This is a genomic window from Belliella baltica DSM 15883, assembly GCF_000265405.1.
Taxonomy (GTDB): Bacteria; Bacteroidota; Bacteroidia; order Cytophagales; family Cyclobacteriaceae; genus Belliella; species Belliella baltica.
This window is the reverse complement of sequence record NC_018010.1, coordinates 3,119,177-3,132,286: the sequence shown is the minus strand read 5'-3', so window position 1 is coordinate 3,132,286 and position 13,110 is coordinate 3,119,177. Positions and strand designations below refer to the sequence as shown.

Below are 13,110 nucleotides of genomic sequence, written 5' to 3'. Positions count from 1 at the left end.
ACAAGAGAGTTGACCGAAGAAATACATTGAACAAGAATGAGTGATCAAAATAACGATAATCTAGAAGACAAAGAAGGTTCTTTAAACGAGTCAATCCCTGTGACAGGAATGTACAAGGAATGGTTTCTAGACTACGCTTCTTATGTAATTTTAGAAAGAGCAGTTCCTGCAATAGAAGATGGTTTGAAGCCCGTGCAGCGCAGGATTCTTCATGCGATGAAGGAGATGGATGATGGGCGATTCAACAAGGTTGCCAATGTCATCGGACAGTCCATGCAGTATCACCCACATGGTGACCAATCAATCGGAGATGCTATTGTTAACTTAGGTCAAAAAGAATTATTAATTGAAACGCAAGGGAACTGGGGTGATATCCGTACTGGTGATGGTGCAGCTGCTTCGAGATATATCGAGGCAAGATTATCTAAGTTTGCATTAGAAGTTGTTTTCAACCCGCAAACTACTGACTGGCAACTTTCCTATGATGGAAGAAAAAAAGAACCGGTAACCTTACCGGTTAAATTCCCTCTTTTATTGGCGCAAGGTGTAGAGGGTATTGCAGTTGGATTATCAACGAAAATTCTTCCTCATAACTTTATCGAGCTAATTCAAGGTTCAATTCAAATTCTTCAAGGTGAAAGACCAAACCTTTTTCCTGATTTTCCAACAGGTGGTTTAGCAGACTTCTCAGAATATAATGAAGGCCAAAGAGGCGGAAGGGTAAAAGTTAGAGCAAGGATTGAAGAAGGTGATAATAAAACTTTGTTAATCAAAGATATACCTTTTGGTACAACAACCAATTCTTTGATTGAATCTATTATCAAAGCGAATGATAAAGGGAAGATCAAAATCAAAAAAGTTGTAGATAATACAGCGAAAGATGTAGAGATTCAAATTCAATTGGCACCGGGTCAGTCACCTGATATGACGATCGATGCCTTGTATGCATTTACAGATTGTGAAGTGAGTATTTCTCCAAATGCTTGCGTGATTATCCAAGACAAACCGGTATTTCTTTCAGTCAATGACATTCTTCAATACAATACCAAGCAGACAAAAGAGCTTCTAAAAAAGGAGCTTGAAATCCGCAAGGCAGAACTGATGGAGAAATTACTTTTCTCTTCTTTGGAAAAGATTTTTATTGAAAATAGGATTTATAGAGATATTGAAGAGTGTGAAACTTGGGATGCTGTTATTCAGACTATTGACAAAGGTTTGGAACCTTTCAAGCCAAGTTTTTACAGAGAGATCACGACAGAAGATATTGTTCGCTTAACAGAAATCAAGATTAAAAGAATTTCAAAATTCGATGCTTTCAAAGCAGACGAATTGATGCGAAAGTTGGAAGAGGAGCTGAAGGAAGTAAACTACAATTTGAAGCATCTCACCGCGTATGCGATCAAATACTATGAAAATCTTTTGACCAAATATGGAAAAGGAAGAGAACGAAAAACTGAAATTAGAACTTTTGATCAAATTGAAGCAACAGTTGTAGCCGCAAACAATGCCAAATTGTATGTAAACAGAGCAGATGGATTTGTTGGCTATGGGTTGAAAAAGGACGAGTTTGTTTGTGACTGTTCTGATTTGGATGATATTATCGTATTCCGAAGAGATGGAAAGTGTATTGTCAGTAGGATTCAGGAAAAGGGCTTTGTAGGAAAGGATATTCTCCATGTAGCAGTCTTCCGAAAGGGCGACGAACGAATGGTTTACAATCTAATCTACCTTGATGGTGAGTCTGGAAGAGCGATGGTCAAAAGATTCCAAGTTTTAGCTGTAACTAGAGATAGAGAATACGAATTGACCAAGGGAACAAAAGGCTCTAAAGTGCTCTATCTTACCGCAAATGCAAATGGAGAAGCTGAAATTGTTACAATTTACTTGACTCAAGGTGCAAAAGCTAGAGTAAAAGTATTTGATTTTGACTTTAGTACCATAGAAATAAAAGGAAGAGGTGCTGGAGGAAACATATTGACGAAGTATCCAATCAGAAAAATTCAACTCAAAATGGAAGGCGTTTCTACTTTAGGAGGGTTGGATATCTATTTTGACAGGTCTGTAGGAAGGTTAAACACTGACCAAAGAGGAGTCTTAATTGGGAATTTCTTAGGTGAAGACAGAATTTTAGTATTCTATAAAAATGGAGATTATGAATTGACCACATTTGAGCTTACAAATCGATATGAAGCTCAAGATGTACTTTTAATTGAAAAATTTGATGCACAAAAGGTGATCTCTGCAATCTATTATGATGGAATTTCGAAGACTTATTTTGTCAAGAGATTCTTGATTGAAACCTCCACGATCAATAAGAAATTCAATTTTATCTCAGACCACAAGCAATCCTATCTGAAACTTGTATCCACTGAAAAACAACCTCAAGTAAAAGCAAAAATTCAGAAAGGGAAGGAGCAAGAAGAAAATGAATATGATTTGGATATGCTGATCGATGTCAAAGGATGGAAATCGGTAGGGAATAAGTTTTCTTCACATCAGGTTCTAGAAATTGAATTGATCCAGCCAAAAAAAGTAGAGAAAACAGAGGAGGAAGAAGGGGATTCTGAAACTAATGGTAATGATGACGATTCCTTGGAAATCGGCTCTACAATCGATCTGAAAATCAGTAAAGATGACGAAGATCAATTGGGCTTGTTTTAGTCATTCTTCTATCGTAAAAATATAAATGGATAGTAAAGAGAAAGAATTTTTAATCTATCTAAGTGGGTACATCACACCACATAAGATGGCTTTGATGGAGGAAATTCTTGCTAAGAGAACGAGATATTTCACTGTTGTCTTAGAAGATATTTATAAACCACACAATGCATCAGCCGTTCTCAGGACGGCTGATTGTTTTGGTATTCAGGACGTCTATATCATTGAGAAGGAGCAAGAATACAAGGTAAATCCGTATGTCACCCGAGGAGCCGCACAGTGGGTTGATATTCATAAATACAGCAATTATGGAGGGAATGCGGTGACTTGCTGTGTTTCCGATTTGAAAAAAAAGGGTTTTAAAATCTATGCAACAAGTCCTAGGGCAGAAAGTATTTCAATTCATGATTTGAATGTCGATGAAAAGACGGCTTTGGTTTTTGGTAACGAACATGAAGGAGTGAGTGAGGAGATGATTTCACAAGCTGATGGCTTGGTGCATATTCCAATGGATGGATTTACGGAGAGTTTCAATATATCGGTAGCAGCATCAATTTTTCTACTTGATCTTCAGCGCAAAGCATCTGCTTTAGATCTTCCAGATTTCTATTTAACAGAAGCAGAAAAAGAAGTTCTCCGCTCCAAATGGTATAGAGATATTGTAAAAAACTCAGTCTTGCATGAAAAGGAATTTTTTAAGGATTATAAACAAAAAGGGGCATTTTGAATTCCAAAATGCCCCTTTTTGTTTGTATGAATTGTTATCTTTTCACTATTGGTAAAGTGATACTACTTGGATATTTGCTAGAATGATGGATGTTATTCGTAGCTACTACACCTTCCGTTTCATCATAGGTATTCCCACCAGTATTCATGTTTCTATCAAATCTAGGGAAATTTGATGAAGAAACTTCAATTCTGATTCGATGTCCTTTTTCGAAGAAATTAGAAGTTGACATTGGAGTCATATTAACTTCATAGACTTTCCCTTTTTCCATAAAAACTTCTTTTTCATACCCTTCTCTATACCTTACTCTTTGGATAGTTTCGTCAAGATTATAAGCACTTCCATCGGGGTAAACGTCAATTAATTTGATTGTTAAATCTGTGTCTTTTACATCTGTTGACAGATATAACTTAGACTCAATAAATCCACTTACTTCAATTCCTTCTTCCAAAACATCTGAAGTATAGACCAAAATGTCCTCTCTCAATTCCATTTCCTGTTGATCCCAAGAGCCTCCTTGTATGGCATTCCCAGTACAACAAACATTTCCACCATAGGAATTTACTGGATTCATTGGGTCATATTTGAAAGAATCAGGATTGTCCCTGTTTGGTCGTTTTGAACTTAATACGCCATCACCCAATCTGCTATTTGCTTTTCCTTTGCTGTCTAGAAAGAAAGTTGTCATTTGAGCTTCTTTTGGAGGCCAAGTGTCAGATGATTGCCATTCATTAGATCCCATTGTAAAGTAGCGAACTTTTGGCATCTCTTCTTTGATTTGACTTTCCTCGCCTTTCAGCCAAAAATCAAACCAAGCATAAGTCAATTCATTGTAATTCAATCTCGCATCTCCCATAGATCTTTCTCCCACAACCGTGTTTTCTGTAGCTCTAGTATAAGCACAATGAAGGGTAGGAGCGATCACCAAATACTGATTATCTCTAATTTTAGGATCTTTAGCACTACTTCTTACATGATTGTAAAGAGCCAAATTTGGACTTGTGGCCACATCATACCAGGAAACAAACCAAAAACTTGGTTTTTCGAATTCCATATCATCATGGAAAAGTCCGCCCTCAAACCATTTTGGGTCATTTGGTTTACGGGTGATCATTTCCTCGTAGATTCCTTTAGGTCCATTTACATTTTTGATGATATCTTGAATCGGTAAATGACTCAATCCTTCTTTCCAATCAACTCTTGGATAACGCGGAGCCATATCATAAAAACGCTGTAAACGTAATAAATCTTCTTGCTGAATTCCTTCTGGCAATCTTGGTGCCATTGGGTCATGCTGTGTACTGTAAAGCCAAGTGGTGAAAAGCATTTGACCTGCACCACCTCGATACCAGTTTCCTTGCTCGTAATAATCACCAATTCTTCCTACTCCAGCACCATAACCCTGTGGAATTAATGCTGCGTGGGCAGGATGATCCATAGCTGCTACTGCCATTTGCCATTCAGCTGTAGATGAACAACCGATAGTTCCGATTTTTCCATTACTCCAAGACTGTGCTTCCATCCAATCAAAAGCATCATAACCATCTGTTAGTGGAGTTCCTAAAATATCCCATTCTCCCTCTGAAAAAAATCGACCTCTTTCATTTTGGACTACGTAAGCATAACCTCTTTTGACAGCTTCCAAAGCGGTTTGAAGAGTTCGAGTTGTCAATTCTCCATCTCTGTAGGAATTGAAGTTGTAGGGAGTTCTCGAAAAAATAATTGGTACAGGTGCATCACCTTTCGGACGATAAATATCTGTAGCTATTCTAACCCCATCTCGCATAGGGATCATGACTTTTTGATCAATGATCGCAACTTCATCAAGCTGTTCTAAGATTGACTTTTCCTGTGCGAAGGCTGCTCCCCAAATCAAAAAGAGGAGTAACAATACTTTAAATTTTTTCATAGGTATGAATTTGGTGTTTATTCAAAACCTAAAATAAAATTTTATCCGCACATTACCCTAGTGAATTATATAAAAGGACTTTAATTCTTTTTAAATTTTTCTCTTAAGCCCTCAAAAAGTGGAGTTCTGTTTTTTCTACGCTTTTCTCTTGCGCGTTGTCTTCTTTTTTTATCTTGGACCTTACTTTTGACAATTACAGTTCTAACAGAAACACCTATTTGTCCTCGGTAAAACTCTTCTCTACCTGACATATTAAAATTTGGCTTGTAATCAAGAGCCACTGTTGTATTCAAAATTGTCATTTCAATCCCTCCAATTAAATCTATCCCATTTGTTGTGTTTCCGTAAGTGGTGATGATTTCCATGGTTGCAGGGTTTTTAATATTGCTTTCTTCCCAACCCAACGAATAACCTAGCCCATAATAATAATTGAATCTCTTAGAAATTATAGGTCTGTGTTTTTCTAAAAGTACATGAAGTGTGGTATTTCTGCTAAAATCTGATTGAGCGATTCCTTCTATTGTGATGTTTTGTAAAATGCGCTGTTGCGCAGTTATGCCGATCGTACGGCTGAAATCATTCGATCCTAACCTTAAGCCCACAGCTGTACCATAACGTTGAGCGAGTGATTGACTAACATTCAAAACAAAAAATAAAAGCAAAATGAAAGGAATAATTTTTTGAATCATATTATAAAATCTAAGTATTTAGATACTGAAATCACTTGAGTTCGAATAAGGTATTAAACAATTATTATTCCACATCATTTACCAATCCTCCTCGTTTTCTTCAGAGGAATGAGAAGTGCTGTCATTTACCTCTTGTAGAAAAGCTTGATAAAGGCCTTGTCCATCCTCTGTTGCTCTTATTTCTGCTTGCAAAAGAAACTTGTTGATTTCGGTCAACTCTTCAAACGTGGGATTTTGAATATGTTTTGGGATTTTGAAAATACGCTTATCATGTTTTTCAAATGGTGTGGATACTTTTCCACCATAGAAATAAGGAATAAGCGTTTCTGAACAACTTATACCAATTTTATCTATTCTAAATTCGTCAAAATGATCTTGTAATCGATGATTAATACTTTCAAAGAATTCCAAGGTTTCTTGTAATCTAATCCTCGATCCTGCTCTAGATTTTCCTTTCGTCTTCAAATGTTTGATTTGACTTTTCCCTTGTTTTTTCCGTGTCATGTATGCACGAAATACTTTGTGCTGATGGTTAATGTAATTTTCAAAAAAGCCAACAGAAGCGATTCCAGATCTAATCATGATTAAAACATAATTTTTGAAATCTGATTCAAAAAGCAAATTTTTATTCTGATCAAAATCAATATCCAAAGGAAGTCTTAATTTGAGAATGGATTCCTTATTTTTTAAAAAATTAAGTAGATGTTTTTTATTGTTATATTCGTAAGCAATTCCTTGGGATTGCATGAAAGTAACAAATCTGAAAATCAATCTTTTATCAAATTTTTCTATTTTCATATAAAAATTTCTCTCCTAAGACTTTAGAATGGTCTTATATTTGTAAAGTGCTAAAGTTAGAAAACCATGGAGAATAAAATACCATATTTACTAGAGAAAATGTGTGATAAATCAGAAGCAGAAGCTTTTGAATATGCAGATAAATTAGCTGTAATCGGTACTGAAGAAGTTGTTGATCAATTAATTGAAATAATAAAAGGGGAAGATCAAGATGCTGCCTATTTGGCGGCGAGAGCTTTGAGTAAAATAGAAAATAATCAAAAAGCTCTAGACCCTTTGATGGATATCATTCTTGATAATAAGAATAAAAACACTAATGGCCTTTTTGTTCAGGCTTTAGAAGGTTTTGATCTTAGTGGTAAATTTGTTGATTTATTGAGAATATACCTTTTCGGAAATTTCAAATCATCTAGTCTAGCAAAAGACTATTTGGATCATGTTGAGTTTGACCTCAGTCCAAGAACGATCAAAAAAGCTGAAAAACATTGGAATCATTACATAAACAATATTGACAAAGAAAGTGATGACTTTCTTATAAAAAAAGAAGAGGTTGAAAGTATTCTTCAAGAAATAAAACAATTATTTCTTGAAGAATGAACAACAAATGCATTCAAAAACAGGTTATAGGGATATGGAAATTAAAGAAATGATATATTTACAAGAAGATTTCTTAGAAGATTTTGGGTTTGAGCTAGACCCTTCACTTCTTCATTACACAAAATCCTTTTCAGAAGGAAAACAAATTTTATTTTTTCATCATATCCAAAACCCAGACGCAAATTATCTAGAAATTCAATTGGGAATTAGATTTGATAGAGTAGAAGAAATTATCAATCAGTTTCTTCCATCGTTAGGTAATTTTAGAGATAAAAGTGTCACTCATGTGATTCCTATTAATCAAATTGATAGAAATATGCCTAAGAGATTTTATCTTCAAAATGATTTTGAGGTAAATGATATTTTGAAAAGAATAGAAGCCTTTTTAGTAAAAGATGGCTTTCATTGGTTGGATAAATATACTGTTCCAGAAAATATGGAGTTCTTATTTAATAAAAACCCAGATCAAGAATTAACCACTCAGAATTTCACTTATAGATCTGCACGTGCAATTACACTTTGCAAACTTTACAATGAAGCTGAATATGAGGTTACAAAACGTGCTTATTTGGATAAATTGAAAGAAATGATGGTAACGCCATTTACACTTGCCAGTTTTTTAAATTTGCTCAACCACCTAGAAAATTTAGACTAAACCACATATTTCCAATATCAACAATGAATAAAGAATAGCCACCCAAAAAAGTGGCTATTCTTCTTTTCTTTTCACACCTCGAATTGCTTTTTCTTCTAGTGGTTTTTCTGGCCAAGTATGTTTTGGATAGCGCCTTTTAAGTTCCTTTTTTACTTCAAAATAGGTATTTTCCCAAAAGCTTTTTAAGTCAGAAGTTATCTGAACAGGTTTAAAACCAGGTGAAAGAAGATGTAGGAGAAGTGATGTGCGGCCTTCGTTTATCTTTGGAGTATTCAGCCAACCAAAAACCTCTTGTAAGCGAACAGCCAAAATAGGGGCTTCACCGTCTGCTGAGTAATTTATTTTAATTAAACTTCCACTTGGCACCTTGATTTTCTCTGGGACTAAGTCATTGAATTTGTGTTGCTGCTCAAAAGACAAAGAGTGATATAAAATAGACACTAAATCTAGCTTTTTAAAATCTTCAGGCTTGCGAATTTCTGTTAAATAGGGTTCTAATAACTCCTTTTGATTATTGATGATAGATTCAACAGACCAATCAGGCCAGTTTTCTTCTCTTCTCCATACTCGTAAGCTCCCCATTCTTGCCTGCAAATTTTGAACTTTTTCGGATAAATCAAGAAGTTTTTCACCTTCAAGAATCAAGGCGTTTGTTAAAGCTTCCTTCAAATCAGAGTCAGAAAGGTCTCGAATAGGAGTGGACCGAAGAACAATGCTGCCGATACTCAAGTCTATGCTTGCAAGCAATCCACCTTTTTTGCTATCCCAAATTACTTTTCTTTTTTCTTTAACAAATGGGACTAAATCCTTCGGGTTGAGTGGTGAAGCCAAAAATACTTTCCCCATACCTTCACGTGCATCTATATGGGAAATAGCTAGCCAAGATTCATGTGCCAAATCATCTTTGTGACCAATCATCGCTAATTTTCCATTAGCTAGTTGAAATTGAGCATTGTTACCCGGTCTGGCGAATGCGATTCTTTCTGGGTAAGCCAAAGCAATGATAGAGCCTGTTTCAAATGAATCTACAGGTGAATTATCAACCTCTGCTTTGAAAAGTCTTCGATAATTTGAAGCTATTTTTTCAATTTTATTTAATCCTTTAATTGATAAAGCTTCTTTTCGAGCTCTTCTTAGAGCTTCTATTCTGAGATTTATATCAACTCCTGTATCTGGGGGCAAGGGGTCTCTTTCTTCCAATAATCCCGCAATATCGGTTGCCAAAGCAATTTTATCTTCATCTTTTGAGACCACTAGCATGTGAGCGATTCTTGGATGTGAGGGGATTGCATGAATTTGCTTTCCATGTGGAGTTATCTTACCATTTTCAATAGCATTTAATTGATTCAAAATTTCAAATGCCTGAGCCAAAGTTCCTGCCGGAGGAGGAGTTAGCCAAGTGAGATTTCTAATATCTTTGATTCCCCATTGCATCATGTCTAAAACTAAAAAAGATAAATCGGCTTCTAAGATTTCTGGTGTTCTAAAGTTTGCCAAATTAGCTTGAGTGGCTTTTGACCAAAGCCTATAGCAAAATCCTGGCTGTAATCTTCCCGCTCTTCCTGCACGCTGATCTGCCGAATCTTTTGCAATTCTGACTGTTTCTAGTTTACTCAAACCTGACTTTGGGTCAAATTTTGAAGTTCTTCCAAATCCCGAATCGATTACCACTGTAATTCCTTCTATAGTCAAACTCGTCTCTGCAATAGAAGTAGATAAAACTACCTTTCTTTTTCCGAACTTATTAGGCATGATTGCCTGATATTGAGCAGTAGGAGAGAGTTGACCATATAGAGGATGGATGGAAAAATTTGATAATTGTTTTTTTAAAATTGCTTCTGTTTTTTTGATCTCTCCTTGTCCTGGTAGAAAAACTAAAATATCACCTTCATGTTTTTTACTGGCATCGATCACATTTTTAGCAACCATTTCAGGCATTAACCAGGGATCAGTATCTCCAGTGTAATTGATCTCAACTGGAAACATCTTTCCCTCACTAGAAATAACAGGTGCATTGAGTAGTGCTGCAAGTTGCGGCATATCCAAAGTGGCAGACATTACCAAAATTCTCAAATCTGACCTTAGCAACTGTTGTGCTTCACGGCAAAGAGCCATAGCCACATCGGCATGAATATTTCTTTCATGAAATTCATCAAAAATCACCAATCCCACATCTTCCAATGCATTATCTGAATGCAACATTCTCGTAAGAATGCCTTCAGTTAGCACTTCCAACCTAGTATGTTCAGATACTTGACTTTCAAATCGAATTCTATATCCTACAGTTTTCCCCAATTTCTCCCCAAGCAACTCAGACATGCGAAGAGCTATGGATTTGGTTGCCAACCTTCTTGGTTCTAGCATTAGGATTTTCTTTCCTTTTAGAAATGGCTGGTTTAATAAAGCCAATGGTAGGAGAGTACTTTTTCCAGCTCCAGGAGGAGCTTGGACAATTAGTGTATTTTTGGAATGAAGTTCTTGAAGAACTTCAGGGATGATTTCCTTGACGGGAAGGTCTATTGCAAATGGATCAAAATTCAAAATCTATCTATTTTTATCACAAAGGTAAAAAATCCGCCTTTTAGTCTTTCATATTGGACTAAAAAGCGGATTTTTATTATAATAACAACTTTGGGTTACTCTATGCTAGCAGCTGCTCTGCCATATTCCCAGCGGATTTCAAAACCAGTCTTTGTGATTTCATAAACCAATCTTTCTTCTAAAGATGATGTCTGTCCAGAAGGAACGGTCACTCTCAAGGCATCTTCTGATTCATCATAGGTATATGCACCCCACTGTTTTGCTACTTTATTGAAGATAAAAGTAGATTCTGTTTCACCAGGAATGACAAAGAAACTATACTTTCCAGCAGGTAACTCTTTTCCTTGAACCTTTACATTTTTGCTAAATTCAATTGTCGTCGCATCATTTGCGCCAGCTCTCCAGATTTCTCCCATAGGAACCAAATCACCCCAAATTGTTCTGCCTTTTACAGCTGGACTACTGTAGTTGATCGTGATTTTAGCACCATTGATTTCTCCTTTAGCAGTTTTTGCTGGACTAGGCTTTTCTCCTTGTGCATTCGCAAAAAGACTTACAGATGTGATTAAGACTGCCATTAAGCCAATTTTTTTGAAAATTGATTGTTTCATTGCTTTTAATTTAATTGAGTTTAAAGGTTATTTTTTGATATTAATCAAACAGAATTTATATGAAATATAAGTCTCTTGATAGGGATTTTTAAAGTTCTTTTGATTTTTTAGTTTCTTATATTTTTATCCACTTTTCGGTTCTGTGGCTTTCAATAATTCTTTCGCAGATAATTAATTCACGTAATCCATCTTTGAAAGTTGGAAAAGCAGGATTATCAGGTTGCTTGCCTTCTCTTACAGCAGCGTATACTTCTTTGAACATTTGCTTCGAAGTGTCAGGAAAACCTTCGTTGTGACCACCTGGAAAACTAATCAGTCCTGCTGCCTCTTTTGTAAATAAAGCAGGATCTTTCATTAAATGTTGGTTCGCTGTTTCTCTTTTTCCTATCCACATTTCATTTGGCTTTTCTGAGCACCATTCAAAATTGGATTTAGAACCCGCTATTTCAATATTTAATCTATTTTTTCTTCCTGCATTGACTTGGGAGACAGTCACTGAACCTTTATTTCCATTATCAAACCTCAATAAGACTGTAGCATGATCTTCGGTATTGATTGGAACTTCTTGATAATCTGAAGCATTCAGCATTTTTCCAGAATACGTTTCTATGGCTTTCAAAGGCTTTAATCTTGTCTTATGAACTGTAGAAAAATCAGCCAATACTTCAGTAATTTTCAGTCCAGTCACATATTCTGTTAAATCCAATAAATGTGATCCAATATCGGCGATTGCTCTAGAATCTCCTGATTTGTCTGGCTCTAATCTCCAATTGTAATCAGTCTGTAAAAACAACCAATCTTGAAGATAGGACCCCATGATACTATATATTTCTCCCAATTCACCATTTTCTCGCATGGTTTTCATTTGTCTGACCATGGGATAGTATCGCAAGTTGAAATGAACTGCATTTACAAGACCTTTTTCTTCTGCTAATGCAACTAGCTCTTCAGCCTCCTCGATTTTTGTAGCAAGAGGTTTTTCACAAATGACATGTTTGCCTGCGAGCAAAGCTGCTTTTGATTGGGAAAAATGGAGGAAATTTGGTGTGCAAATATGAACCACATCGATTTCTGGATTTTGAAGCATCTCTTCGAAAGTATAGGCATTTGGAATACCAAGTAATGCCGCTTTTTCTTTAGCTAAGTCAATATTCACTTCACAGAGTGCGACAACTTCAATATTTGGCAATCTTCTTAATGCTTCTAAATGGGCAGGGCCGATAAATCCAGTACCAACGATTGCTGCATTAATCTTTTTCATAATAGGTTTGATTGTTAATGTTTATCTTTCAAAATTAAATATAGCCCAATATCTTCTTTATAAAAACACTTTTGCATTCAGATGATTTATCCATTTATATTTCATTAATGCAGATCGTCACAATTAACATCAAAAATCCACTACAAGTCACTAAATGAATTAATATTTTGTTTAAATTATTATCTAAATAAAAAAACTTTAACCATGGCAAATTATAATCTTCGAATTAATGAAAAGAACTACGAAGTAGACGTAGAGGATGATACTCCGCTACTTTGGGTCTTAAGAGATCATCTTGGATTAGTTGGAACAAAATACTCTTGTGGAATTGCTCAATGTGGTGCATGCACTGTACATATCAATGGGGAAGCTACTTTTTCTTGTACACTTCCAATCTCTAGTATTGGCAATGATAAAGTGACCACAATAGAAGGTCTTTCTGAAGAGGGTGATCATCCTGTTCAAAAAGCTTGGAATGAAATAGATGTAGCTCAATGTGGCTATTGTCAAGCTGGTCAGATTATGAATGCAGCTTCATTTTTAAAGAAAAACCCAAAACCCACTTTAGAAGAGATTGACAATGCAATGAATAGAAATCTTTGCAGATGTGGTACTTATCATAAAATTCGTGAAGCTGTAGCCTTAGCTGCAAAAACTAAATAAT

11 protein-coding genes are annotated in these 13,110 nt (G+C 35.7%); 5 read left to right on the top strand and 6 right to left on the bottom strand.

Annotation, left to right across the window (positions count from 1 at the left end; translation table 11 throughout):
• Window positions 1-36 precede the first annotated feature (36 nt).
• Together BELBA_RS14270 and BELBA_RS14265 are read left to right on the top strand one after the other, a co-directional pair.
• On the top strand, window positions 37-2,661 hold the full coding sequence (locus BELBA_RS14270) for a DNA gyrase/topoisomerase IV subunit A (RefSeq protein ID WP_014773400.1): 2,625 nt from the start codon (window positions 37-39) through the stop codon (window positions 2,659-2,661).
• A gap of 25 nt (window positions 2,662-2,686) precedes the next feature.
• Complete coding sequence (locus BELBA_RS14265; RefSeq protein WP_014773399.1) at window positions 2,687-3,385, top strand: TrmH family RNA methyltransferase; 699 nt, start codon at window positions 2,687-2,689, stop codon at window positions 3,383-3,385.
• A gap of 34 nt (window positions 3,386-3,419) precedes the next feature.
• Here the strand turns inward: BELBA_RS14265 and BELBA_RS14260 are convergent, their stop codons facing one another.
• The 3 genes from BELBA_RS14260 to BELBA_RS14250 form a co-directional block, all read right to left on the bottom strand.
• A complete protein-coding gene (locus BELBA_RS14260; RefSeq protein ID WP_014773398.1) occupies window positions 3,420-5,294 on the bottom strand; it encodes a CocE/NonD family hydrolase in 1,875 nt (624 codons plus the stop codon).
• Between the two features lie 80 nt (window positions 5,295-5,374).
• Entirely contained in the window at window positions 5,375-5,983 is a 609-nt protein-coding gene (locus BELBA_RS14255; protein ID WP_014773397.1) for a hypothetical protein, read from the bottom strand.
• Window positions 5,984-6,061: 78 nt separating this feature from the next.
• Window positions 6,062-6,781 carry a hypothetical protein gene (locus BELBA_RS14250; RefSeq protein ID WP_014773396.1) on the bottom strand — a complete coding sequence of 240 codons (720 nt, stop codon included), beginning with the start codon at window positions 6,779-6,781 and terminating at the stop codon, window positions 6,062-6,064.
• Window positions 6,782-6,847: 66 nt separating this feature from the next.
• Between BELBA_RS14250 and BELBA_RS14245 the strand changes: the two genes are divergently transcribed.
• Window positions 6,848-7,378 (top strand): HEAT repeat domain-containing protein, encoded by a 531-nt coding sequence (locus tag BELBA_RS14245; protein ID WP_041779392.1) that lies wholly within the window; start codon window positions 6,848-6,850, stop codon window positions 7,376-7,378.
• On the top strand, window positions 7,368-8,033 hold the full coding sequence (locus BELBA_RS14240) for a hypothetical protein (RefSeq protein WP_014773395.1): 666 nt from the start codon (window positions 7,368-7,370) through the stop codon (window positions 8,031-8,033). The genes BELBA_RS14245 and BELBA_RS14240 overlap by 11 nt, the downstream gene beginning before the upstream one ends.
• A 54-nt stretch (window positions 8,034-8,087) precedes the next feature.
• On the opposite strand, the gene hrpB is transcribed toward BELBA_RS14240, so the two are convergent.
• The 3 genes from hrpB to BELBA_RS14225 form a co-directional block, all read right to left on the bottom strand.
• A complete protein-coding gene (gene hrpB, locus BELBA_RS14235; RefSeq protein WP_014773394.1) occupies window positions 8,088-10,574 on the bottom strand; it encodes an ATP-dependent helicase HrpB in 2,487 nt (828 codons plus the stop codon).
• A gap of 95 nt (window positions 10,575-10,669) precedes the next feature.
• Window positions 10,670-11,185, bottom strand: coding sequence for a DUF2911 domain-containing protein (locus tag BELBA_RS14230; RefSeq protein ID WP_014773393.1), 516 nt, complete (start codon window positions 11,183-11,185; stop codon window positions 10,670-10,672).
• A 115-nt stretch (window positions 11,186-11,300) separates the two neighbouring features.
• Window positions 11,301-12,446, bottom strand: a complete 1,146-nt coding sequence (locus tag BELBA_RS14225; protein WP_014773392.1) for a Gfo/Idh/MocA family protein — start codon at window positions 12,444-12,446, stop codon at window positions 11,301-11,303.
• A 204-nt stretch (window positions 12,447-12,650) separates the two neighbouring features.
• Between BELBA_RS14225 and BELBA_RS14220 the strand changes: the two genes are divergently transcribed.
• Entirely contained in the window at window positions 12,651-13,109 is a 459-nt protein-coding gene (locus BELBA_RS14220) for a (2Fe-2S)-binding protein (protein ID WP_014773391.1), read from the top strand.
• Window position 13,110: the final 1 nt, after the last annotated feature.

What these genes read in the sequence shown, in the direction of transcription:
- BELBA_RS14270 (WP_014773400.1), top strand. Translation starts at nt 37, where the DNA reads ATGAGTGATCAAAATAACGATAATCTAGAAGACAAAGAAGGTTCTTTA.
- BELBA_RS14245 (WP_041779392.1), top strand. Translation starts at nt 6,848, where the DNA reads ATGGAGAATAAAATACCATATTTACTAGAGAAAATGTGTGATAAATCA.
- BELBA_RS14265 (WP_014773399.1), top strand. Translation starts at nt 2,687, where the DNA reads ATGGATAGTAAAGAGAAAGAATTTTTAATCTATCTAAGTGGGTACATC.
- BELBA_RS14220 (WP_014773391.1), top strand. Translation starts at nt 12,651, where the DNA reads ATGGCAAATTATAATCTTCGAATTAATGAAAAGAACTACGAAGTAGAC.
- BELBA_RS14260 (WP_014773398.1), bottom strand. Translation starts at nt 5,294, where the DNA reads ATGAAAAAATTTAAAGTATTGTTACTCCTCTTTTTGATTTGGGGAGCA.
- BELBA_RS14250 (WP_014773396.1), bottom strand. Translation starts at nt 6,781, where the DNA reads ATGAAAATAGAAAAATTTGATAAAAGATTGATTTTCAGATTTGTTACT.
- BELBA_RS14230 (WP_014773393.1), bottom strand. Translation starts at nt 11,185, where the DNA reads ATGAAACAATCAATTTTCAAAAAAATTGGCTTAATGGCAGTCTTAATC.
- BELBA_RS14225 (WP_014773392.1), bottom strand. Translation starts at nt 12,446, where the DNA reads ATGAAAAAGATTAATGCAGCAATCGTTGGTACTGGATTTATCGGCCCT.
- BELBA_RS14255 (WP_014773397.1), bottom strand. Translation starts at nt 5,983, where the DNA reads ATGATTCAAAAAATTATTCCTTTCATTTTGCTTTTATTTTTTGTTTTG.